The sequence below is a fragment of the Streptomyces sp. NBC_01546 genome (assembly GCF_045208355.1).
In the GTDB taxonomy this organism is placed as follows: Bacteria; Actinomycetota; Actinomycetes; order Streptomycetales; family Streptomycetaceae; genus Streptomyces.
This window is the reverse complement of the sequence record NZ_CP109379.1, coordinates 8,167,227-8,189,010: the sequence shown is the minus strand read 5'-3', so window position 1 is coordinate 8,189,010 and position 21,784 is coordinate 8,167,227. Positions and strand designations below refer to the sequence as shown.

23 protein-coding genes and 1 pseudogene are annotated in these 21,784 nt (G+C 67.9%); 11 read left to right on the top strand and 13 right to left on the bottom strand.

Annotated elements, in window-relative coordinates:
• Positions 1-63: 63 nt before the first annotated feature.
• The 4 genes from OHA89_RS37360 to OHA89_RS37345 form a co-directional block, all read right to left on the bottom strand.
• Positions 64-564 carry a Ku protein gene (locus tag OHA89_RS37360; protein WP_406368747.1) on the bottom strand — a complete coding sequence of 167 codons (501 nt, stop codon included), beginning with the start codon at positions 562-564 and terminating at the stop codon, positions 64-66.
• Positions 565-619: 55 nt separating this feature from the next.
• Positions 620-1,294 carry a transposase family protein gene (locus tag OHA89_RS37355; protein WP_266616306.1) on the bottom strand — a complete coding sequence of 225 codons (675 nt, stop codon included), beginning with the start codon at positions 1,292-1,294 and terminating at the stop codon, positions 620-622.
• A 415-nt stretch (positions 1,295-1,709) separates the two neighbouring features.
• A complete protein-coding gene (locus OHA89_RS37350; RefSeq protein ID WP_406368084.1) occupies positions 1,710-2,336 on the bottom strand; it encodes a hypothetical protein in 627 nt (208 codons plus the stop codon).
• Positions 2,337-2,786: 450 nt separating this feature from the next.
• Positions 2,787-3,326, bottom strand: a complete 540-nt coding sequence (locus OHA89_RS37345; protein ID WP_406368083.1) for a hypothetical protein — start codon at positions 3,324-3,326, stop codon at positions 2,787-2,789.
• A gap of 504 nt (positions 3,327-3,830) precedes the next feature.
• Here OHA89_RS37345 and OHA89_RS37340 point away from each other — a divergent pair.
• Positions 3,831-4,127, top strand: a complete 297-nt coding sequence (locus OHA89_RS37340; protein WP_406368082.1) for a hypothetical protein — start codon at positions 3,831-3,833, stop codon at positions 4,125-4,127.
• A 610-nt stretch (positions 4,128-4,737) separates the two neighbouring features.
• Positions 4,738-4,806 (top strand): annotated as a pseudogene (locus OHA89_RS37335) (hypothetical protein); the annotation flags it as partial.
• On the opposite strand, the gene OHA89_RS37330 reads toward OHA89_RS37335, so the two are convergent.
• On the bottom strand, positions 4,795-5,499 hold the full coding sequence (locus tag OHA89_RS37330) for a DUF4386 domain-containing protein (protein WP_266616312.1): 705 nt from the start codon (positions 5,497-5,499) through the stop codon (positions 4,795-4,797). The pseudogene OHA89_RS37335 and the gene OHA89_RS37330 sit on opposite strands and share 12 nt — an antisense overlap.
• A 119-nt stretch (positions 5,500-5,618) precedes the next feature.
• On the opposite strand from OHA89_RS37330, the gene OHA89_RS37325 reads away from it, so the two are divergent.
• The 3 genes from OHA89_RS37325 to OHA89_RS37315 all read left to right on the top strand — a co-directional run bounded on the left by OHA89_RS37325 (position 5,619) and on the right by OHA89_RS37315 (position 7,931).
• On the top strand, positions 5,619-6,302 hold the full coding sequence (locus OHA89_RS37325) for a TetR/AcrR family transcriptional regulator C-terminal domain-containing protein (protein WP_406368081.1): 684 nt from the start codon (positions 5,619-5,621) through the stop codon (positions 6,300-6,302).
• Between the two features lie 341 nt (positions 6,303-6,643).
• The gene (locus OHA89_RS37320; protein ID WP_406368080.1) at positions 6,644-7,087 is read left to right on the top strand and encodes a DUF4279 domain-containing protein; all 444 of its coding nucleotides are present in this window, start codon (positions 6,644-6,646) and stop codon (positions 7,085-7,087) included.
• A gap of 439 nt (positions 7,088-7,526) precedes the next feature.
• Entirely contained in the window at positions 7,527-7,931 is a 405-nt protein-coding gene (locus OHA89_RS37315; protein WP_266616317.1) for a hypothetical protein, read from the top strand.
• Between the two features lie 595 nt (positions 7,932-8,526).
• Here OHA89_RS37315 and OHA89_RS37310 read toward each other — a convergent pair.
• Both OHA89_RS37310 and OHA89_RS37305 read right to left on the bottom strand, forming a co-directional pair.
• Positions 8,527-10,353, bottom strand: coding sequence for a hypothetical protein (locus OHA89_RS37310; RefSeq protein WP_406368079.1), 1,827 nt, complete (start codon positions 10,351-10,353; stop codon positions 8,527-8,529).
• A gap of 783 nt (positions 10,354-11,136) precedes the next feature.
• Positions 11,137-11,310 (bottom strand): hypothetical protein, encoded by a 174-nt coding sequence (locus OHA89_RS37305; RefSeq protein WP_266616320.1) that lies wholly within the window; start codon positions 11,308-11,310, stop codon positions 11,137-11,139.
• Between the two features lie 542 nt (positions 11,311-11,852).
• Between OHA89_RS37305 and OHA89_RS37300 the strand changes: the two genes are divergently transcribed.
• Entirely contained in the window at positions 11,853-12,137 is a 285-nt protein-coding gene (locus OHA89_RS37300; protein ID WP_266616321.1) for a hypothetical protein, read from the top strand.
• A 187-nt stretch (positions 12,138-12,324) separates the two neighbouring features.
• Positions 12,325-13,203 carry a GNAT family N-acetyltransferase gene (locus OHA89_RS37295; protein ID WP_266616323.1) on the top strand — a complete coding sequence of 293 codons (879 nt, stop codon included), beginning with the start codon at positions 12,325-12,327 and terminating at the stop codon, positions 13,201-13,203.
• A gap of 125 nt (positions 13,204-13,328) precedes the next feature.
• Here OHA89_RS37295 and OHA89_RS37290 read toward each other — a convergent pair whose 3' ends face one another.
• A complete protein-coding gene (locus tag OHA89_RS37290) occupies positions 13,329-13,967 on the bottom strand; it encodes a transposase family protein (protein WP_406368078.1) in 639 nt (212 codons plus the stop codon).
• Between the two features lie 589 nt (positions 13,968-14,556).
• Positions 14,557-15,783 carry a serine hydrolase gene (locus tag OHA89_RS37285; protein ID WP_266616326.1) on the bottom strand — a complete coding sequence of 409 codons (1,227 nt, stop codon included), beginning with the start codon at positions 15,781-15,783 and terminating at the stop codon, positions 14,557-14,559.
• Positions 15,784-16,028: 245 nt separating this feature from the next.
• Here OHA89_RS37285 and OHA89_RS37280 point away from each other — a divergent pair, with 245 nt between their 5' ends.
• On the top strand, positions 16,029-16,805 hold the full coding sequence (locus OHA89_RS37280; RefSeq protein WP_266616327.1) for a MerR family transcriptional regulator: 777 nt from the start codon (positions 16,029-16,031) through the stop codon (positions 16,803-16,805).
• Positions 16,806-16,871: 66 nt separating this feature from the next.
• On the opposite strand, the gene OHA89_RS37275 is transcribed toward OHA89_RS37280, so the two are convergent.
• The 4 genes from OHA89_RS37275 to OHA89_RS37260 form a co-directional block, all read right to left on the bottom strand.
• Positions 16,872-18,125, bottom strand: coding sequence for a hypothetical protein (locus tag OHA89_RS37275; protein WP_406368077.1), 1,254 nt, complete (start codon positions 18,123-18,125; stop codon positions 16,872-16,874).
• 126 nt (positions 18,126-18,251) lie between these two features.
• Complete coding sequence (locus OHA89_RS37270; RefSeq protein ID WP_406368076.1) at positions 18,252-18,401, bottom strand: hypothetical protein; 150 nt, start codon at positions 18,399-18,401, stop codon at positions 18,252-18,254.
• A gap of 131 nt (positions 18,402-18,532) precedes the next feature.
• Positions 18,533-19,141, bottom strand: a complete 609-nt coding sequence (locus OHA89_RS37265; protein ID WP_266616332.1) for a Fic family protein — start codon at positions 19,139-19,141, stop codon at positions 18,533-18,535.
• Positions 19,128-19,928 carry a hypothetical protein gene (locus OHA89_RS37260; protein WP_406368075.1) on the bottom strand — a complete coding sequence of 267 codons (801 nt, stop codon included), beginning with the start codon at positions 19,926-19,928 and terminating at the stop codon, positions 19,128-19,130. The genes OHA89_RS37265 and OHA89_RS37260 overlap by 14 nt, the downstream gene beginning before the upstream one ends.
• Positions 19,929-20,194: 266 nt before the next feature.
• Here OHA89_RS37260 and OHA89_RS37255 point away from each other — a divergent pair, with 266 nt between their 5' ends.
• The 3 genes from OHA89_RS37255 (at position 20,195) to OHA89_RS37245 (ending at position 21,676) form a co-directional block, all read left to right on the top strand.
• Positions 20,195-20,698 carry an N-acetyltransferase gene (locus OHA89_RS37255; RefSeq protein ID WP_266616336.1) on the top strand — a complete coding sequence of 168 codons (504 nt, stop codon included), beginning with the start codon at positions 20,195-20,197 and terminating at the stop codon, positions 20,696-20,698.
• A 265-nt stretch (positions 20,699-20,963) separates the two neighbouring features.
• Entirely contained in the window at positions 20,964-21,263 is a 300-nt protein-coding gene (locus tag OHA89_RS37250; RefSeq protein WP_406368074.1) for a transposase, read from the top strand.
• Complete coding sequence (locus OHA89_RS37245; RefSeq protein WP_406368073.1) at positions 21,260-21,676, top strand: transposase; 417 nt, start codon at positions 21,260-21,262, stop codon at positions 21,674-21,676. The genes OHA89_RS37250 and OHA89_RS37245 overlap by 4 nt, the downstream gene beginning before the upstream one ends.
• The last annotated feature ends 108 nt before the right edge of the window (positions 21,677-21,784 follow it).

Genomic DNA, 21,784 nt, shown 5'->3' with positions numbered 1-21,784 from the left:
ACGTTCGCATGACGGCGGATTGATGCCTGCACAGCAGTCGTGAGCCATGGAATCCGAGAGCGTTCAACCGCCATTTCCGTCCGTGGGTGGTGTGGAGCGGATCCGCTTCTTCGCACCGGGCTTCTTCTCCGCAATCGCTCCGGGGCCAGCGGCCTTGCCTCCGGTGACCTTGGGGCTCCTGGCCCGCTCGACACTGGCGCGCAAGGCCTCCATGAGGTCGACCGCGCCTGTCGCCTTCGCCGCCGGCTCGGCCTTCTCCACGGTTTTGCCGGCCCGTTTCGCCTCGATCAGGGCGGCGACCCTCTCCTGGAACGTGTCGTGGAACTCCTCGGGGTTCCACTCCATGCTCAGGGCTTCGATGAGCTGCTCGGCCATCTTGAGCTCTTTGTCGGAGGCCTTCGCCTTGGCGGGGAGGTCGCCGATCTCCTTCTTCGGGTCTCTGATCTCGTCCGCCCAGTGCAGCGTGTGACAGGTGAGGAGGCCGTTCTCGGCCTTCACCGCCACCAGGTACTCGTGCTGGCGCATCACGAACGTGGCGATCCCCGCCTTGCCCGATTTCTCCAGCGAGCTCGTGCATGGTTGGCGGTGTGACGTCGAAAGGTGCAGGTCGGGCTAGTGGTCACTGTGGCTGATTGGGCCTGCGGGTGGCGGTCTGCTGGTGTGAGAGCGGGCTGGCGACGGCTTGGATCGTGTCGCTCATGTGGTCGCGGCGGTCCAGGTGTCGTACGAGGGCTCGCCAGTTCTTGAGGTGTGCGATGCCGTGCTCGACGCGGATACGGCGTGCGGAATGCGCCTTGCGCTGGCGTTCGTGGATCTCCTCGTACCAGTCCGGTGGGTTCTTCTTGAACTTGCGGTGTGGTGGCGTCACGACGCGGCCGCCGGTCTGGGCGCCCAGGCCCTGGTAGCCGGCGTCGGCGAGGATCTCCACGGCCGGGCCGCCAGCCAGGTGCTTGACCAGGCCCAACTGTCGGGCGTGCGTGATGTCGGCACAGCTTGCGGGCTGGGCGAGACTGCAGAACGGGAGCCTGCCGCTGGCGTCGGTGAGGACCATGGCCTTGACGGCGTTCTGTTTGTTCTTGCCGGAGATGAACTTCTCCCGGTCTTTGCGGCCGACGGCGGGCCGACGGACTCGGATCTCGGTGCCGTCGATGATTCCGGTCTGTCCGCTGGCGCCGAGGTGGTCGATGACCTCGGCGAGGGTGTGGAGCCGGGTGCCGGCCGCGATGGTGCAGCCACGGGTTGCGAGCAGGGGCCGCACCTCGCCGATCGCCCGGGGTGATCGTGGAGCGGTCAACGCCGAACCAGCAGGCCAGCACGTCGTGAGTAGCACCGTGGCGAAGGTGGACAAGCGTGGCCAGGAGCCGGTCGATGAAGACCGGCTGGTGTTTTGCACCAGCGCCGAAACGGCCCGCTTCCGCGGCCTGGACTCCAATCTCGCTTGATGCCGTTGGTGCCATAACGGACCTACCTCGGGGACGAGTTCGGCGATCACATCGGCCGAGAGCCCTGTGATCCTCCGGTCGGTGATGATCGCTGCACGAGACCCGTTCCCCACCACAAGAACATGATCAGGGATCAGGATCTGGCGTCGCACCGCCAACCATGCACGAGCTCGTTAGCCGTCCGAACATTCAAGCCCTCCCCTCATCCAACCAGCGGCTTGACGGTATCGGAGTCTGGTGCCTGCTGAACGCCGAAAGGGCTGTGGGCTACACTCCGGTGATCTTGCAGACGCGTGCTGGATCCCTCCGCACGTCTGGTTGCGCCCGCCCCGCGCGGCATGACGGCCGTGCCAGGAGCCTCTGGACGAGCATGCACGTCAGGGCCCCAAGCCGACGGACGATGGCCGACCTCGCCGGAGCCGTCGACAGCGGCCGGGTGCTCAGAGACGGTACCCGGGCCCCCACGTCGTGCAGAGCACATTCTCGCGCGGCGATGAGGTCGAGGTCCCGCAGCTGACGCTTGAGCTCATCGATCAGTGCCTTGTCGGTGTCGAGGAAGTCTCCTTCTTCGAGCCCGGCGCCGGCGAGGTACTCGAGGTGCTGATCATCGATGGCCCGGCGACTGGCCCAGACTGCGAAGTCGGTGCACCTGAAGAGATACGCATACGCGGCATTGAGGGTCGCGGCAGCAGCGGGCTCGTACGCATCCTCAGGTCCCAACAGGCGGTCGTTGTGGCAGTAGTCGCTGAGCATGTACTCCGCCAGGCCGCGGTTGACGGCGGTATACACCGCCGGATCGCCGAGGACGCCCTCCCACACCGAGTTCAGGAGCGGTCGCAGACCCAGAGTGAAGGCTGCCTGTTCATCCTCCGACAGAGCCTCGTGCCAGCCCATCAGACGCTCAGCAACGCCCGCGGCGAAAACCCCGCGTTCACTGGGCGACGCGGCCTCCAGATATCGGCGTGCTCACGCCCGCCACGGGGATCATCCCATCCACGGCTGACAACGCCTGAAGCAGTCCCTGGTAAGCCGACTCGACATCAAATGGGCGGGCCCATACCCCCGCCGCTACTGCAGACACTCCCACCCACACGTCACTCGATCAGGGTGGCTCCCATTCTCGCCGCCGATCATGAACCTGCACCGCTGTCCATCGCCTGCACAGACGGACCAAAGCGGCTCCCACAACCACCGCCCACATGGCTCTCGTTCACCGCGCCGAAAACACACCGGACGCTCCGTCTTGTGGCCGCCCTCCGCCTCGCGGTCCGGCAGTACTGGCGGCGGGCGAAAGGCCGCTCGGCTTGCGCGCATCTGATCACACTGCGGAAGAGGGGCTATCGGCTATCTGTCCACGTCCTTGACCTCCAGCGCTCCTCGTGCCACGCCGATGAACGTGACGTAGGCTTCCCGGAAATCCCGGTAGGCAGCGTCGTACTCGTCCCGCCGCTCGGGACTGTCGTCACCGATGAGTGCCTTGAGCAGCGGCTGGACGCACCGCGCCATTTTCCGCACGTGATCCGCCGCGTCGGAGACCTCGGCAGGACCGTCGAGCCGGACCTCATGCATTGCCCTGTTCATGTCCCCGATGGCCGGGCCGATGTGCTCGTACATCTGCGTCAGGAGCCGGTTCTTGCTCTCACGGTCGCGCGCCGCGTCGACGTCGTCGATCTGCCATGTGACCGCGTTGAATGCATGCGCGCAGCTCATCATCTCCCGGTAGGCGGATCGGCGCCGTTCACGCTGTTCACGCAGGGCCTCTGCCGTTGTGGTTGTTCGGGCTTGGGCCTGCGCTGCGCGCAAGGTCGCCCGCGCGGTGATGTAGCTGGCTCCGAGTGCGGTCAGCGCGGTGAGGATACCGACCCACAGTCCGCTGTTCGCCATGGCTGGAGAGTCTGCCAGCCGGGGTGCCATCGCGACAGCCCGCGAGTCGATCACCGACCGTGATCCGTGACGGCCAGATAGTTCCCCACCGACTGGCCGTCGGTGGGGAGTCTCAACTGGCCACTAGAACAGCATGGTGGTGCGCACCACGTGAACTGCGCGGATTGGATGTCGCGGGAGGCTGATGGAGCCCGAGTCAAGATCGTTCACGGAATGTGTGCCAGAACCTGTCAGGCTCTGACCGCAGTTCCGTGAAGGATCTTGGAGCGGCTTGACTTCGCAACGGGGGGCAAGCAGAAAATCTCGGCCTCCATGCCTCCGCACGACTAATGTGCTGCTGGGTAGATCGTCCCGACCAACGAGGGGGCTGAGTCGTGCTGACCAATACGCACCCTCCGTAGGTACCTCTGGAGTGCCCAGAGGTACCTACGGAGGCTCTAGATGTCCCGAACCGTCCGCACGACTCCCAGACAACTCCGCGTCCAAGAAGGCGCATCGGAGTCGATGTCCCTGTATGACCTGCGCTACACGCACGCTGAACTTGCCGAGGCCGCGCGCGATGGCCGTCGCCCTGCCCCGACGAAGTCGCGGCGCAGGATCACCTCCTGGCAGTGGATGGTGCTCTACTGCAGGAAGGGCTCGTTCTCCGTTGAGATTGCTACCGCTGAAGGCCGGGCCCGGCTCCAGGGGCGACTCGACGCCCAGCGGATCCGTGGACTGCACCATTCCGGCCATGACCTTGACGACGCAGATATCCCTCCGGTCCGCCACCGTCACGGTGCGCTCTGGGATGCCTGGTAGACACGAATCACCCAGGGTGCTGAACGGCACTTGAGGACACGGGAGGGGCCTGCGGTGGATCGGCCAGTGGACTTGCGCCCTCCTGCCCTCGTACGTGACCGCTGATCGACACCAGGCCGTTCACGAAACTGCGGTCAGAGCCAAATTCAAGGTTCTGGCTCAACTTCTGTGGAGCTGCGCCGGGCGCGCTCGTGCCCACCGTCGGGCCAACGCGCCGACCTGCTGGTTCTCATTGTTCAGCGTCCCGAAGTATTGAGCGTCGAGCCGTCACCACAGAAGTTGAGCCAGAACCACAACCGGTGAACAAAGCCATGAGTCGGTGGATCCCACACTCGACAGCGTGCCGCTGCTTGCAGTCGTCTCTGTCGAACTTCGGCGGCCGTCCGCCGCGCGAGCCGCGCCCCAGCCGGTTGCGGACACGGTCCGCGGGGACCGGAATCATCGCCTTGATCCCGCCTGGCCTCCTTCCGGCCGATCTGACCCGAACGAGTGGTGATGAGAGGACGCGCCGTGCCGACGGCCCGCGGCGGATCGATTCGCCGCTCTCGGCCCGCCCAGGGTCGGCCCCGCAGTGACCTCTTGATCATCTTCGGAAGGGACGCATCCCCGCATGAAGCTGCGCTGGCGCGTCGCCCCGGACGGCACCGCCGTCAACCTCGGGTCGGCCTCACCGACGGACACCTGCCGGATCAGCCACTTCTCCGTCTGCCCGGGACGCGGCGCCCGATCCGGGCCCGAACCCCCTGACGATCAGCCACCCGGCCAGCCCCAGCTCCCAGGCGAACACCGGCAGCGCGGCGGCCGACCCCGCCACGGAGAGTTGCGCGTAGGCCCCGAACATCACGGCGACGGCCGAGGCGCAGATCAGCGGCCCGCCGACCAGCCCGAGCACGGCGATGAAGCGCGGCACGAGCCGTGCGCGGTACGCCAGGTACGCAAGCAGGACGGTGTTCAGGCCGAGGACGATGTTGGGCCCGAGCAGGAACGTCCAGTCGTGCACGGCCGCCAGCGCGACGTCGGCGCCGGCCGCCGCCCCCGCGTCCCGCCGCAGGGTGACGAGCGCCAGGACTGCGACGATCCCGAGGGCGATGACGGCCGCCTCCAGCAGCCGCCCGAAGGCGTACCCGAGCGCGAGCCCCTCGCCGTGACGCCGCAGGACGGGAAACAGCGCCGCCCCGGTACCGGCCACCGCCACCACCAGCACCACCTCGCAGAGCACCCCGAGCAGCGCCCGCGTATCGGCGCCCTGCGCGAGATGACCGTCCGCCGCGCCCAGCAGGGGGCGGTACAGAACCGCCCCGGCTATCGCGGCGACCTCGGTCAACAGGAACAGCGACCCGGTGGCCACCGCGGTTCTCCGGTCCGGACTCATCTTCTCGGTACCCCTCGCTCGATCGGTGGTGTACGCCGTACACCTGACAGAACCATAGGTGTACGGCGTACACTCGTCAAGGAGAGGGCGCTGTCGAGGAGGGAAGGGGCCGAACCGGAATGACCCGGCAGGAAGCCACGCACACGCAACGGATCCCCCTGAACAGGGACCGCGTCCTGCGCGCAGCCGTCGCGCTCGCCGACGCCACCGGCATCGACGCGCTCAGCATGCGCAGGCTCGCGCAGGAGCTGGACGTCGTACCGATGGCCCTCTACAAGCACGTGGCCAACAAGGAGGAGCTGCTCGACGGCATGACCGACGCCGTCGTCGGCGAGATCGACCCGCCGGCCGCAGGCCCCGACTGGCAGCGCGTGGTCCGCGGGCGGATCCTCTCGGCCCGGCAGGTCCTGCTGCGCCACCCCTGGGCGGCCCGGGTCATCGAGTCGCGGACCGGCCCCACCCCGGCCGTGCTGGCGTACCTGGACTCGATGGCCGGAAGCTTCCGGGACGGCGGCCTCTCCGCCGACCTCACGCACCACGTCATGCATGCGATGGGCAGCCGCCTGCTCGGCTTCAGCCAGGAACTGTTCGACACCTCGGGCCCCTCCGGCCCTCCGGACCCCAGGCTGGCGGCGCGCTACCCCCACATCGCGGAACTGGCCGCGACCGCCGCACACGACGGGGGCTCCACGGTCGGTGGCGGCTGCGACGACCAGTTCGAGTTCGAATTCGCCCTGGACCTCCTCCTGGACGGCTTCGAAAGCCTCCGCCGCCAGGGCTGGACGTCCGCGCGGAAGGCGTAGCGGGTACGGGGGGCTGATCTAGCGCCGAGGGGGAGGTAAATCCAGCCGAGCCGCGGCCAGTGGTTGCGCGCGGACCCGCCTGCGCCCGGCGCCGTTCCCACGCGGATCCGGCAACACCCGTCGGCGTACTTGTTGATCACGTGTACGCCGACACCGACAGCCGGGTGGATGCCTGGTCCACGATGACGTGGCGCTCGCAACCCAACTAATCCGTTTCTCTCCGGTACTGAACTTGAACTCGTGATGTCGGTCTCGTGGACCGCGCATGTGGGAGCCCGCGGAATACGTTCGCGTACTGCGGGCTGGCCTGCGATCGTGAGTGCGCGCCAGAGGACTTGACGATGCAGCCGGTTGCGCCGGTCACGAAGTGGTCGGCCGGATCGATCCGGATCACGAGCCGAGCGGTCAGTGCCAGCGGGATCTCGGTCCGCCTGGGGATCACAGCCGACGAGCAGTTCGAGCGGGGCAGCCTGATGAGTCCCCGCAATCCGTCCAGTGCTCGACGGGAGAGCAGTGTCTGGATCCGACGGAGCGGACTGTGCAACGACAGCGAGCTTGCGGATCACGTCCGAGCGCTGGTCGGACTCGTCGACAGGTGTCGCGAGGAGCTGGCGCACCTGTCCGCCGACTGTGACCTGGAGCTGCTTCTTGGCTTTGGCAGCGAGAACGGTCAGGGAGGCTGTGGCCTGCCGGCTGGTCTGTTGGCGGAGGTTGGCGCGCTGGGGCTTGACATCGTGCTCGACCTCTATCCGCCCGAGTCAGCGGCGACGGCTACTCCGGGATGACGACCGGCTCCAGTCGCGCTGATTCGATGCGGTCTCGGCTGGTCAAACGAGGGTGAGGCCGGTTCCGGTGAGGCAGCCGTCGACCAGGTCCGGGCGGTACTGAATCCGTTTGAGCCGGTGCTTCACGGCCCGGGTGATCTGGCCCAGGTCCGCCGCGGCGAGGTTGCCGAGGTTCGAGTTCGAATTCGCCCTGGACCTCCTCCTGGACGGCTTCGAAAGCCTCCGCCGCCAGGGCTGGACGAAAACGCGCCGGCAAGAAGGGCATGGGGGTCGGCGTCGCCCTGGGCGTGGTCGCGGCGATTCCGGCAGGCGGTCTCTCCCTGCTCGGAGGAGCGGCCGGAGGCGGAGGCGGAGTCATCGGCCACTGCTTCCACAAGGGACTCAATCTGACCGACGAGGACGCCGCGCGCATCAGAGTGCTGTGGGGCAGCATGGGGCGATGCACTTCGATCAGCCGCTGCCTCACGAGGTCAAAGTCGTCGATTCGGCCTCGTTGTTCAGGCTGGAGGAGCGGGCGTGTGTCCTCGCCCTGAACCAGCGATTGGACCCAGCGTGGGTGCAAGCGAATGCGGCGCCCGATGGAACCCACTACCTGTGGCCAGCCCTGTGGAACAGCCTGCCCCACCGCCCGGACGTTCCACGTCAGCTGCGGTGCGAGCTGTTGATCACTCTGCGTGCGGGAGACCGCGTGATGAGCCTGCTGGACGTACTTCCCGACGACTTCGCCCCGCTGCCGAGGGTGACCTCACGCGAAGAAGGCACGCAGGTCAGCCAACTCCTTGACCGTGCTCCTTCGGTCAGGGAATGGCTACGGCGAGAGGGCGCGAGCCCGGACCGGCTGTGACAGGCGTCGCCAGCAGACGAGCGCCTACGGGCCAGCCGATTCCGCCCCGCACCCACACCATCAAGCGACGACAGAGCCGCTCGAAAACTCACGAACCGTCCTCTGAGAAGGCACTCCGGCAAGGTTGGGCAAGCCGCTGTTCAGGGCGGCTTGCTCAGGCTCCCCTTGGGCTTGCCCAGCCGGTTATGCCGACTCCCACAGTGGGCCGATCCGTCCCACGCGGTGTCTCGAGCGGGACGTGCCCGGCATCGTGCGTGGCGGTCAGCGGCCGACCGCTTCGGGGTAACGGGCACGGCGCCAGTCCGGTTCTCGACGCCGATCAGAGCCGCCTGACACCCAACCTGACAAGGGTTCGCGGTATCAGCACTAGCAGTTCTGGGTGGCGAACTTCGTTGCAGGTTCTGTGCCGGTACCCGTATCCGCCTCCGGCAGTCTTTGCTTGTCCTCTGAGGTCCCTGAAGATCTTCTTCTGGACGATCCTGCGGGTCATCAGAGTGACGGCGGCCCAGTGATGAGGGCTTCACTGTGCTGTACGAGTCGTTTGTAGTTGCGTGCGTGGCGGTCACGGCTGCCCGATGCCACACCTTCGGCAGAGCTAGCCTCGGCGCCAGATGACGCAGCGGTGCTCCCGGACATCCCGGTCGACGTGCCAGCCGGGCGGGGCGTCGCGCCAGCTGTCGGTGGCCGGGGCCTTCTCGTCGGAGAGGGGGAGCGCAGCGACGTTGGCCTCGGCCGGCACGGCCCCGTTCTTGCTCAGGGCGCGGGACCAGACCCGGCCGTCGAGCACCATGAAGGTCAGCGTCGCGCGTATCTCCCAAACGAGGCCATCGTCCATCACCATCCGGTCGCCGGGCCGGATGCCAGCCTCCTGGACGAAACCGGTGGCGATCCTTTCGGCCCATCTGGTCCGGGGCTTGGTGATGTGTTCGGTGACGGCCACGCTCCCGACGCCGGCGAACACCGCCAGCGACACCGCGACGGTGCCGGTGGCGAGCGCGGCCCTGCGATTGGCGCCGAGTTGGCGCAGCAGCAGGACGACGGCGAGCACGATCAGGGCGACCACGGTGGTGCGGCCGGCGTGGAAGCTGCCCCAATTGTCCTCGGCGGTCCAGAGGCTGGAGAGGAAGGTGGCGTCCGGCAGGCCCCAGACGACGAAGTAGGACTCGTGAAGCTCCTTGGCCGCCATGTGGACCAGCACCGCCATGAGCGCCAGCGTCACACCGGAGGCGGCCGTGCCGAGCGCGACGATCTTCTTCCAGCCGCGGACGTGGTAGAGCGCCGCCACCGCGACCAGCACGTACACCGCGGCCAGCGGGGACAGGTAGCGGGCGTAGGTGATGGTGTCGATCCGGCCGTCGGCGGGCAGGCCGGCGGCCGCCGCCAGTGTGATGCCGCCCAGCAGCGCGACCATGAGGAAGGCGGTCACACGGTTGGCCAGGCTGAAGCGCTTGCTGAACAGCGCGTACACGCAGACCACGAGGGCCAGCGCGCCCAGACCCCACGTGGAGGTCATGAAGTACCAGAGGTGGCCGGTCGCCCGCATGAAGGTGCGGCGCATCAGCCGGGTGTTCGCCAGCGTCTCGAAGACGGCATTGCCGACTTCGCTCGGGCGGGCCCCGTCAATCCGTGACATCAGCCAGGCGGTCATCAGCTGTTTGACGCCGAACATCACGGCCAGCGCCGCCAGCGCCAGCGCACTGGCCATGCGTGGTGCCCAGTTGAAGGTCAGGGCCACCAGCAGCACCACGGCGGTCAAGGCGATGATCACGCCGCCACGGTCGTGGGTGAGCAGGCAGTACCCGGCGGCAAGGCCGCCCAGCAGGCCGAACCAGATCCTGCGACGCCCGCTGCCCTCGGAGAACAGGCCGTGCACACCGATCAGCCACAGCAGCACCAGGACCGGCAGTGGGGTGTCGGCCATCGCGTACTGCGTGTAGAAGAGCACCGTCGGGAGCATCACCGCGGCAAGGGCGGCGGCGTACGAGACCGGCCGGGAGATGTTCAGACGGCGCAGTGCCCAGTACGCGACGGGGAGCATCAGGCAGCTGATGAGGGCATTGATGCCCATGATCAGGTGGTACGCGTGAACCGGGTCCTGGGTGAGGCGCATGGCCGGCGAGATGAGCAGCGAGTACCCGCCTGGGATGATCTGATCGCCGTGGATCGCGGTCGTCGGTCTGCCGGCCATGATTCTGGCCATCACCAGGTACATCTGCTCGTCCGGGCTGACCGTCGGGTGGTCCTGATCGGTGACCAGGGAGAGCCGGAAGAGCACGTTGAGCACGTATCCGACGGCGAGCGCCGACGGCACCACCCAGCGGGCCTGCCACCACCCCGCGCGGGTACGGCTGTCCGCCGAGGGATCCCCGGCGCACCGGGCGTCTTCGGCCCCGGCAGGGTCCGAGAGGGTCAGTTGCGTCATAACCAGACTTCCTTGAGATGTCTGCATTGCGGAGACCAAATGGCTCGCCTTGCTACTGTCAAGAGGAGGCCAGGGGGCCCGGGGTTGCTCCCGGCTGCGCCCGACCCCCGGCAGGCGACGCCGATACGCACCAGCCCGGTGAGACCGTCATCGGCAGGCAGCGCGGCCCACTCGCGAAGGAAGGGTCAGCCGGCAGCCCAGAGGGGCGAGGCCAGACCGGCTGCGGTGGGCGCGACTGCCTCGATGCGCCGGCTGACGCCAGAGGCGCTGTTGCCTGCGCGGTCAGCCATCGGCGACGCGCCACCCGGAAGACGGGTGGCGATCCGCGCAAATGTCTTGTGTTGATCGCAATTCTTTGCGCGCACTGAAGCTATGAACCTCTTCGCCGAGATCGCAGCGATCGTGCACCCGATGCCCGAACCGGGGGATGTTGACCCCGGAGATCTACGAGGCCGTCCGTGACGACGTCGAGGCCTCCCGCAAGGAGACGGCCTTCAACCTGGAGGCGGCCTCGGACACGGACCCCGAAGCCAACGAGCCGCTGATGACGGCCATCGACTCCGCCCGGCAGCGCCGGGCACAGGCCGAGACCGAGATCCGCCGACTGATCGCCTACGGACGCGAGTTCGCCCGGCCCCCGCCCGTACCGGCCCACGGATCTGGGCAGCGCCGCGGGTATGTCCTTCTCAGGGGTACGCACCGCCTACGGCGACAGCGAGATCGCCTGGGTTGCCTCGGCCACCGGCCGCCGGCCCCGCCAGTAGCGGGCGCCCAGCGCTTCCTTCACCCACCCAGAAGGGAAATCCCGTGGAACTGCACGCCATCGAACGCCCCGCCGACGCCTGTCAGCAAGGCCTCACCGATCGCGAGATCCTGGCCGTGTTCCGTCGCGCCTTCGGCGCCGACACCGAGGTGCTGGCCGCAACCCGAGCTGGGCGGCGGGAGGTACAACACCACCTACCGCATCGACCTGGCCGGGCAGCGGGAGCCCGTCGTGCTGCGGGCCGCATCCGCCCCGGACCGCCAGTTCCACTCCGAACCAGAGCTGATGCGCAACGAGTACGCCTCCGTACCGTGGCTCGCCCCGATCGCACCGCTGATGCCGCGTGTGCTGGGAGCGGACTGGTCACACGAGACGATCGGACGGGACTGGATGATCCAGTCCATCCTCCCCGGAACTCCGGCCCCCGAACTCCTCGGCTCCTACCCCCGCGAGACGTTCCCTGCGTCTGTATTCTCCGCATGCAAGCCGTCGTCAGGGGGCTTTCGAGCAACATCCTCAGGGTAGACCGACGCTCCCTCTCCATCCCCGCGCTCACTCGCCCGCGTGCCAGCTCGTGCAGCACGTCCCAGTGGTTCGAGCTCCCAGCACGGGAACGGAGCAGCAACCCCACCAGGGCAACCAGTACAGGCGCCAGCACCGCCACGAGATCGACATTCACTGGTACTCCGTCTGCCTCATTCCGTGGCCCTCTGCCCAGGACTGCCCACTACAGGGCTTGGGCGACGAAAAGGTTGAACCACATGTGTGGCGCCATCGCTGGATCGAGCGATGGCGACACTGGCGTCCGGACTCTGCAGCGCTGCAGCCATCAGGCACGGAGCTCGGCTCCCGCGGCGGCCGGCCGCCGACGTTCGACAAGGCCGACTACCGCGCGAGGCACTCGGTCGAATGCGGGATCAATCGCCTCAAGCGCCACCGGTCCGTGGCCACGAGATACGACGAACTCGCCGTCCGCTACGAAGCAACCATGCTGGTCGCGGCCATCAATAGGTGGCTGTGACCCCGCGGCCGCAGCAGCCCTCAGTTAACCCTTTGCCGAGGAGCCGATAGACCAACTACGTTCTCCCAGCCGTCCATGTTGATCCGGACCGGCACTGTCGACGAGGAGGTGTGGAGCACATGCGCAGGAGTGCCCAGCAGTTGAGCCCGCGTACTGACCTTTGCCACCTCCTCACGACGGAGACACCTTGTCGCTCCGCATCACCCCACTGACCGACCCCGCTCACGGGGCGCACAGCCGACGCCTTGCATGGCTGGCGTCTGATGCCGATGCCAACCCTGTCGGGACGGCCTTTCTGCGCCTGTTCGACGGCGGACAAGCGCACTTGGCCGAACTGACCCTCCACGTTCATCCCGTGGAGCGCCGCAAGGGCGTCGGCTCCCGGCTACTCGACACTGCCGTGGCAGCCGCCCGGGACAACACCCGGCGCTGCGTCGTAGCGCAGGCCGGGGCCGGATCGCCCGGCGACCACTTCCTGCCGGCCCGCGGCTTCCGCAAGGTCCTCACCCTGAGGTACTCCCGCCTGCCCCTGGCCGATGTGGACATCCCCTCACTGGCAGAGATCATTGAGCGTCCGCATTCCGGCTACCGGCTGGCGTCCTGGCAGGGAACCGTCCCCGACGATCTCGCCCAGACCTTCGCCGACTCACGTCGCGCCATGGACGACATGCCCATGGAGGACACCGACTACGGCACCACGACCTGGGACGTGGACCGGGTCCGGGCTGCGGCGAAGGCCGTCGAACAGCGCGGCGACCACCTGCACACCGTCGTCGCCATCGACACCTCCAACGGCTCGATCGCCGGGTTCACCGAACTCGTCGTGCCCGGCGGCGGCACAGGTGATGCCCAGCACTACGGCACCGGCGTGCTGCCTGAGCACCGCGGACACGGTCTCGGCCGCTGGATGAACGCCGAGTCGATCCGCCAAGCCGACGGGCGCTACCCGGACCTCGGCGGCCTCCTGACCGACACCGCCGACAGCAACACGCACATGAGACACATCAGCGACAACCTCGGCTACCTGCCCACGCACACGACGCTGCAGTACCAGCTCGACCTGTAGAGGCGAGCGGACGGGCCGGACCTGGGCATCACCTCGTCCGGCCCGTCGGCACTTTCACAACAGGCCCTAACGAGCTCGTGCATGGTTGGCGGTGCGACGTCAAAAGGTGCAGGTCGGCACGGTGGTCACTGTGGCTGATCGGGCCCGCGGGTGGCGGTCTGTTGGTGTGAGAGCAGGCCGACGATGGCTTGGATCGTGTCGCTCATGTGCTCGCGTCGGCCCAGGTGGCGGGCGAGGGCTCGCCAGTTCCTGAGGTGTGCGATGCCGTGTTCGACGCGGATGCGGCGTGAGGAGTGTGCCCTGCGCTGGCGTTCGTGGATCTCTTCGTACCAGTCCGGTGGGTTCTTCCTGAACTTGCGGTGTGGTGGCGTCACGACGCGGCCGCCGGTCTGGGCGCCCAGGCCCTGGTAGCCGGCGTCGACGTGGATCTCCACGGCCGGGCCGTCGGTCAGGTGCTTGACCAGGCCGAACTGCCGGGCGTGGGTGATGTCGGCACAGCTTGCGGGCTGGGCTGGACAGCAGAACAGGAGTCTGCCGGTGGCGTCGGTGAGGACCACGGTCTTGACGGCGTTCTGTTTGTTCTTGCCGGAGATGAACTTCTCCCGGTCTTTGCGGCCGACGGCGGGCCGACGGACTCGGATCTCGGTGCCGTCGATGATTCCGGTCTGTCTGCTGGCGCCGAGGTGGTCGATGACCTCGGCGAGGGTGTGGAGCCGGATGCCGGTGGCGATGGTGCATCCGCGTGCTGCAAGGAGTGGCCGCACCTCGCCGATCGCTCGGGTGATCCTGGAGCGGTCGACGCCGAACCAGCAGCCAGCACGTCGTGTGTGGCACCGTGACGGAGGTGGATGAGCGTGGCCAGGAACCGCTCGATGAAGACCAGCCGGTGCTTTGCACCAGCGCCGACGGCCCGCTTCCGCGGCCTGGACTCCAGTCCCGCCTGATGCCGTTCGTGCCACAACGGACCGACCTTCGCGACGAGTTCGGCGATCATATCGGCAGACAGCCCCGTGATCCTCAGGTCGCTGATGATCGCTGCACGAGACCTGTTCCCCACCACACGAACATGATCAGGGATCAAGATCTGGCGTCGCACAGCCAACCACGCACGAGCTCGTTAGGAAAACGGGATTGACCACGGTGTACACCCAGCGCAGCCTTCCTTGACGCTCAGCGCACGACAAGCGCTACGCACTGGGAAGTGAAGCTCTGACCCGAAGCCCCGGAGAGGCCCTGCCTCGCGGGCCAGGACTCGGTTGCGGCGCCGGGTCCTGGCGGAGTTGAACGCCCCCGGTCCTGGCGGGTCCGGCGGTCCCCGGTGGGGGCGGGGCTGAAGCACCCGGGGCACCGCTGTCAGTCGATGGCCTGGTAGAGCGTGGTCCAGAAGTCATTCATGGCACGCGGAGAATCCGGGGTGGACAGTCCGACCTGGGTGAGCAGGACTCCGGTGAGCTGGTTGGTCCTGTCCGCGTACGCGGTGGTGCCAGTACCGCCGAACCAGCCGAACTGGCCGACGGGCGCGTAGTCGCCGCGATGGGTGCGCACCGCCATACCGAAGCCCCAGCCGCCGCTCGACCCCTGGCCGGACGACAGGTGGGCGACGTTGCCGAACATGGCGTCCCGGGCGGCCAGCTGCCCGGGCGAGAGACGGTTGGTGGTCATCAGCTCCACGGCGGCCCGGGACAAGATCCGTTCGGTCCCGTGCATCCCGTGGTTCAGCAGCATCCGGAAGTAGGCGTGGTAGTCGTCGGCGGTGGAGACCAGCCCGCCGCCGGCGCCCTGGAACGCGGGGGGCATGCCGGCCCTTCCTCCTGCCGCCTCGTCCCACACGAGGAACTCGCCGGTCTGCGGGTCGGGCCCGTACAGGGGCGGCAGTCGGTCGATCTTGTCGGCGGGCACGTGGAAGGCGGTGTCCTTCATCCCCAGCGGATCGAGGACGCGTTCGCGCAGGAACGTCTCCAACGACCGTCCCGTGACCCTGGAGACGAGCACGCCGACCACCTCGTTGCTGAGGTCGTACTGCCACCGCACCCCGGGCTGGTACTGCAGCGGCAGCTCGCCGAGGCGGCGCATCCACTCGTCCGGCTCGGGCGCCGGCCCGGACGCCACGCTGTAGTCGAGACGCTCGAAGGTCGCGGCCCTGATCGGGGAAGACATCGACTCGAAGTCCACTCCGAGCCCGAACGTGGAGGTCAGCAGGTCCCGTACAGTGATCGGCCGCTGCGCCGGCACGGTGTCGTCCAGCGGCCCGTCGGGCCGCTTCAGCACCTGCCGGTCGGCGAGTTCGGGCAGCCACCGATCCACCGGGTCGTCCAGCCGCAGCCGGCACTCGTCGAGCAGGATCATCGCCGCCGCCATCGTGACCGGCTTGGACGTGGACGCCATCCGGAAGATCGTGTCCCGGCGCATCGGCGCGCCACCGTCGTGACGCATCGTCCCGATCTCTTCGACGTGCGTCTGGCCGCCGCGGCTGACCAGGGCGACAAGGCCGGGAATCTTCTTGGACTCGACGTGCCGTGCCAGCACCTCGCGCAGTCGGCGCAGCCCCGCGCCGGAGAAGCCGCTGTTGCTCGTTCCCATGATGAATCCCCTGTTCACAGTGTTGGTTCGCACGGCAGCCCTGGTGGCTGCCCGGCCCTTCGAGCGGCCATGCGAAGAGCCTGCGGCCTTGACCCAAGGTCAAGGTCAACCCCCTACAGGGGACGGACTGGAACTGGTGCGCGCTATCCTCGCCGCCTGTGATCGTCCGGACTTCCCGGCCGTCGCCGACGCGGTTCGCGAGACCGCAACCGCAACCGCCCACGATCCGGAGGTACGCCGACCTGATGGCAGACGGGCTCACGATCGGTCAGGCGGCGGCGTTCGTCGGCGTCACGATCAAAACCGTGCGGCACTACCACCGGCTCGGCCTGGTCGCCGAGCCGGAACGCGACGGTTCCGGCTACCGCCGTTACCGATCGGTCGAGCTGTTCCGGCTGGTCCAGGTCCGCACCCTGGCCGCGGCCGGCGTGCCGCTGGCTGAGATCGGTGACCTGCTCGACGCCGACCCCCGCACGTTCGCCGCGACCCTGGACGACGTCCATCACCAGCTCACCGAACGGATCGAAGACCTGATCGCGCGCCGCGACAGGCTGCACCGCCTCGACCACGGCGACCGGGCCCTGCTGCCCGACCGGGCCTGCGCGGTGCTGGAACGACTCGCCGAACTCGGCTTCGGTCCCGACTACGTGGCCGGTCAACGGGAGGCTCTGGTGCTGGCCCGCGCGCTGGTCCCGGAGATCTTCGACAGCTTCCTGACCCGACTCGAACACTCGCTGGACGATCCCGAGTCGGTCGAGCTGACCAAGCGCGGTTGGGATGCGGGGACCTGGGATCCGGACGACCCTCGGATCGATGAACTGGCATCCGCCCTGGCTGACAAGCTGCTGACCAACCGCGAGCTGCTGGCGATGCCGGCCGGATTCGGGAACAAGTCCGACGCCGCCTCTCGGTACGCAATGGTCAACCACCACCGGGAAGACCAGTCACCGTCCATCGCCCGGTTGAACACGCTGGTCGAGGCGCACCTGCGCGCAGCAGGCATCGCCGTTCCGACTCAGTGACGGCCGCCCGGCAGAAGCGAGGCAGGACGCCATCCCGGGAGCCTGACTTCTGTAGCGGACGAGGGGTCAGCCGAGCGAGAGCGTGATCTGCCCTGCCGGAGGGCACCGGACGAAACCCTGCGTGCCGAGTGGCTGCGAAATGCAGTAGCCGGAAACAGCACTCGGCGAGGTGATGTAGAAACTGTCCTCGAGTTGCACCACTTTGAACTGCGTAACCTCTTTGCCGTTGTTGTTCTGGTCCGTCACGGAGTACTGGCAGCCGAACTCCTTGTCGAAGTTCACGCTGACGCGCTGGAACGGGCTCACGTACAAGCTACCCGTGGTGGAGTTGGTGAGGCGTACGAGATTCGGCGTTTGATTGCAGAACGTCAGCACGAACCAGACGTTCCCGATTTCCGTCGACGTGATGAATCCCCAGTCGGCGGAGTCCCGGAAGAAATCACTCCTCGACACGCCCGTGCTCCAGACGTCCTGATCCATCATGTCTTCGGTCGGGTACGCGTCGTAGTTGGCGATCTCCGCGATGTAGTAGGTGCTCCCATCCGTTTGCCACATGATGGATTCGGGCAGGTCCTGCAGACCTTTCCAGTGGTAGATCTGGTATTTGACAGGCAGGAGGATCTGCAGCGCGGACCGGGTGTAGCCGATGCGCGCGGCACGGACGAGCCGTCCGGTGGTGTTCGGGTCCCAGTACAGGCTGTCGCCCCCGCTCTGCTGCTGCGTCATCGCGTACAGGCTCTGGAGTTTCCCCCAGTCCTGCAGAATCGCGTTCTCCAGGACCCCCATCCCGTCCAGCAGCGCCTCGAAACTGGTGCTCAGCTGGTTCCACAATTCGGAAACCGTCACCTGGAACGGGTCGGGGGAAATGGCGCCGCTCGAGCCAACGGCCTCCCCCACCTCCACGCCCATCTGCATCAGGTTCCCCGCGACCGCGAATTCGCCCCCCATTGCGCTCAGCCCGGCATACGTCAGACCGTCCACGACAGCGAAAATGATTCCTTGGACGATGCTTCCCCCGTCCACCGTCATGCCGGCGTCCGAGATCAACTTGTTGAGCAGGAAGCCGTCGTCCTCGAACAGCTCCATGTGGAAGGTCCCGTAGTTGGCGAACAGGTTGCGCGTGGCATCGGCATAGGTGATCTCCACGAGCAGCTGGTCGCGGACCGCGTCCCAGTCCGTCTGCGAGATGCCCTGGCCGTCGGGCGGCTGCGCCCAGGACGCGATCCGAGCGCCGTGGTCGGCGAGGGTGACCGTGAGGTTGTAGTACTCGGCGCGCAGCGACGTGATGCTCAGCCTGCCGTTGACCGGCACCTTGTGCACGACCGGCGCCGCCCGGTGCGCTGCGCCCCGCTGCTGGGAGAGCGTGCTGCCTCATCCTCCGGACCCGGGCCACTCGCCGTCGGGACGGACCGCCGCTCCCCCGACCGTGACGACCGGCGTGCTTTGTCAGTTCGACGGCTGACGGGCGGTCAGAGAGCCGTGGCCGGGCGGGGCCGTGTTCGCGGCCTTGGCGAACCGCACGGCCGGCAGGTTCCGCATCGGCCGGCGGGTCAGCGCCCGGCGGCGCCAGGCCACTCCGCGAACGTCGTGTTGCACTACGGCAATGGGGCCCCCGACCGGCCCTGGCAAAAACACGCCGGTCATCCGTGAGTGGTGCGTCGATCCCTTGAGCCCGCCATGGCTTGTTGAAGCCTGGCGGCAGTCGTCGGTGCTCTCGCCCGAACGCTTCAGTCTCGGCGGCGGTTGAGCACCCCGATGAGAACGGCAAGGTCAGCGGCGCCGGCCGGGTCATCCGCGTAGCGGGTGGTCTGGAGGGGGCCGACCTCGGGAAGGACGATGTCCTCACGGGCCAGAACGTGGACCAAGGTCAACAGTGCGGCGCGGGCATTGCCATCGGTGAATGGGTGGAAGAACGCCACGTCGAGGTAGGCGCGGGCTGCACGGGCCGCCAGCGGGATGTCCGGGTCGGTCGTCTCGCGCAGGCAGGAATCGAAGTCGGCCTGCGTGTGAGGGGTCCGGCCGTAGCGTTCGCGGCCGGCCTTCGCATATGCGTCGCTCGCGCGGAACGGTGCCCCTCTTGCAGCGAGGACTACACGCTGCCAACCGGCCAGGAGGGCGAAGTCCAGCGGGGTGCGGCGTGCGGCATCTTCTCGGGCGAGGGCGTGGGCGGCGAGCAGGCGCTCGGCGCGCATCGGGTCGCGCCGGCGCAACGGTCCCTCGCACCAGGACCGGAACCCGTCGCGGTCGGGCGGGACCCGTTGCAGGGCCGGTGCGCTGTGCCAGTCGACCTCACGGCGCACGCGCAGCCAGACCGAAAGGCTGTCAGTAGCGGTCATGGAGATCCTCCAGCGCCGCCCTCTCACGGTGGTCACGGTACGGGGCGTGGCCGGTGAGGCTGGTGGCCAGGTCCTCGCCGACGGATTCGATCAGCGTCCGTTCCGGGGTGACCCAGCTCTCGAACCGGCCACCGATCGCGCTCCCCACCGCCCGCGCGGCTTCGGCCCGGTCCATGCCGGTGCTGGTGAGGAACCAGCCCAGGACGATCGAGGCCTGGCCGTACCAGCCGCCCTCCGCGCCCGAGTCCAGCGTGTGGGTCACGAGCCGGACGCAGGCCCGCTCCAGGTGCCAGCTGCGGTCCTCGGGTGAGGCGTCCGACGGCGGTGCCAGTTCGGCGAAGCGCCGGGCCGTCCGCTCCAGCCACTCCCGCCACTCCAACAGCGCGGCTACGACGCGCGCCGCGGTCTCGTCGGGGGTCGTCACCGAGCTCGCCCCACAGACCCAGTTGCCGATGGGCCCGCCGTCGCGGTAGCACCAGCTCCATCCCCAGGCCCAGGTGCCGTATCGCTCCCGGACGATCGCGTCCACCTGGCTTTCACACCAGCGTTCGCCCTGCCACCAGCCGGCCATACCGGAGAGCACGGGTGGCACCCACTCGCGGACCAGCGAACGGAGGTGGGCTTCCTCCTCCTCATCCCAGGCGAACGGGTGGCGGGCCGGATCGAATTCATCCCAGTTCCGAATGCCCTCGTAGGTGATGCGGGGCACACGGTTCGCGGGGAAGGGCAGGGTGTCACGGTTGTACGTCAGCGCTGGCCACTCTTCCTGTCCGATGTGATCGCCCACCAGTCTCGGCCCGAGGCCTCTGGAATCGCGAAGGGTTTTCAAGACCGCCCAAGGGCTGTCCCGCAATCCCCGGCGGGCGCACGACGCCAGCTACGGCACCTCGCCGCGTTGTCGGAGCCGTTGCCATACCGATCATGGAGTCTGTCGATCGAACGGGAGTCTCGATCGGGTGATCGCGGGCACTGCCCAGCATGCGAGCAGGGCCTGGCCGTATGCGGGGAAAATCCAGGGGAGCGGAGGGCCGCGCGCTGCTACGGTCGGGCGCTATGAGCTGGCTCCCCGATAACTTCTTCCATCCCGTCCTGGTACCACTGCCGGGCGGTGGTCATCACCTGCGGCCGATCCGGGAGACGGACACCCCGCTCGACTATCCGGCTGTGATGGGTTCGCGCGAGCGGCTGTGGACCATCTACGGCCCAGCCTGGGGCTGGCCCGCGGCCACCATGACCTACGAGGCCGACCAGGCCGACCTGTTGCGGCACGAGAAGGAGATCGCCGCACACCAGTCTTTCAACTACGCGCTGTTCGACGCGGCGGAGACAGCTCTGCTCGGCTGCGTCTACATCGACCCACCGGAGAGGGCCGGCGCGGACGGCGAGATCTCCTGGTGGGTGGTGGACGAGCTGGTGGACAGCAAGGTCGAGCAGGCCCTCGATGAGCTGGTGCCGCAGTGGATCGCCGCCGACTGGCCGTTCGAGCAGCCGCGCTTCCTCGGCCGGGAGATCTCCTGGTCGGACTGGCTCGCCCTGCCGGAGCACCCCGACGCGTAAGTAGCTCTTGTCGTAATGCTCCGGGGACTGGTGCTCGAACGGCCGTCTCGATTGGGTGGTCGTCGGGTGCTCGGCGCATGCGAGGAGAGCCTCCTGAACGGCTCGCTGGTGTCGAATCACCGAGCATCAGGAGGCCCTGGTGTCGCAGTCTTGCGTGCCGATGCCCGTGCACTCCACCGCGGGTACTCGGGAGTGTGACTGTCTGGCTCACCGGTTCGGAACCGCTGCCGACAATCGCCTGCGAGAGCGTCGGTATCCGAGCGACATGACGGACACGGAGTGGGTGGTGGTGCGGCCGCTGCTGCCGGTGCCGGGTTGGATGCAGGGCCAGGGCGGGCAGCCGGAAGGGTACTGCCACCGGGCGATGCTGGACGCGATCGGCTATCTCGTGGACAACGGCATCAAGTGGCGGGCGAAGCCGGCCGACTTCCCGCCGTGGGACCGGGTCTACGCGTTCTTCCGCCGCTGGCGCGATCGCGGCCTGGTCCGGGAGTTCCATGACCGGGTGCGAGGGGGCAGGTCCGGGAGAGGGCAGGGCACGATGCCCTGCCGACGGCTGGGGTGATTGATTCGCAGTCGGTCAAGGCGGATGCCGTGGTCGGCGCCGGCACCCGTGGCTTCGACGGCGGCAAGCTGGTCGACGGACGCAAGCGGCACGTCGTGGTCGACACCCTCGGCCTGCTGCTGGGCGTGATGGTCACCGCTGCGGATGTGGGCGATCGCGCCGCTGCCCACATCCTGCTGGAACAGGTGGCTGTCCGTTCTGTGATCAAGTGGATCTTCGAGCCTTTCTCGCCTCGATCGACACGCCGCGCGGTCTTCCTGTCCGGCCTGCCGCAGCCTGGTGGCCTCCTCGCCTTCCCCAACACGGCCGACACGGCCGACACGGCGGGGATCGCGAGCCTGGCGGCCGCTCTCGACGGGCTGGACGCCGCGGAAACCGACTGTATCGAGCGCTGGACCCCGGCGCTTGCATAGCTGCTCGCGGACGGGCTGAGCACACTGGACGCGTACGAGGTCCTTGGCTGCCGGACCAGCCTCACGGCGGACTCCGCCATGCAGCGCCGAAGCAGCATCGTGACCTCA

Excerpts from the sequence above, each read along its gene's own strand:
- OHA89_RS37350 (WP_406368084.1), bottom strand. The coding sequence starts at position 2,336 with ATGGGCTGGCACGAGGCTCTGTCGGAGGATGAACAGGCAGCCTTCACT.
- OHA89_RS37345 (WP_406368083.1), bottom strand. The coding sequence starts at position 3,326 with ATGGCGAACAGCGGACTGTGGGTCGGTATCCTCACCGCGCTGACCGCA.
- OHA89_RS37340 (WP_406368082.1), top strand. The coding sequence starts at position 3,831 with ATGTCCCTGTATGACCTGCGCTACACGCACGCTGAACTTGCCGAGGCC.
- OHA89_RS37330 (WP_266616312.1), bottom strand. The coding sequence starts at position 5,499 with ATGAGTCCGGACCGGAGAACCGCGGTGGCCACCGGGTCGCTGTTCCTG.
- OHA89_RS37325 (WP_406368081.1), top strand. The coding sequence starts at position 5,619 with ATGACCCGGCAGGAAGCCACGCACACGCAACGGATCCCCCTGAACAGG.
- OHA89_RS37320 (WP_406368080.1), top strand. The coding sequence starts at position 6,644 with ATGCAGCCGGTTGCGCCGGTCACGAAGTGGTCGGCCGGATCGATCCGG.
- OHA89_RS37315 (WP_266616317.1), top strand. The coding sequence starts at position 7,527 with ATGCACTTCGATCAGCCGCTGCCTCACGAGGTCAAAGTCGTCGATTCG.
- OHA89_RS37310 (WP_406368079.1), bottom strand. The coding sequence starts at position 10,353 with ATGACGCAACTGACCCTCTCGGACCCTGCCGGGGCCGAAGACGCCCGG.
- OHA89_RS37285 (WP_266616326.1), bottom strand. The coding sequence starts at position 15,783 with ATGGGAACGAGCAACAGCGGCTTCTCCGGCGCGGGGCTGCGCCGACTG.
- OHA89_RS37280 (WP_266616327.1), top strand. The coding sequence starts at position 16,029 with ATGGCAGACGGGCTCACGATCGGTCAGGCGGCGGCGTTCGTCGGCGTC.
- OHA89_RS37265 (WP_266616332.1), bottom strand. The coding sequence starts at position 19,141 with ATGACCGCTACTGACAGCCTTTCGGTCTGGCTGCGCGTGCGCCGTGAG.
- OHA89_RS37255 (WP_266616336.1), top strand. The coding sequence starts at position 20,195 with ATGAGCTGGCTCCCCGATAACTTCTTCCATCCCGTCCTGGTACCACTG.
- OHA89_RS37250 (WP_406368074.1), top strand. The coding sequence starts at position 20,964 with ATGACGGACACGGAGTGGGTGGTGGTGCGGCCGCTGCTGCCGGTGCCG.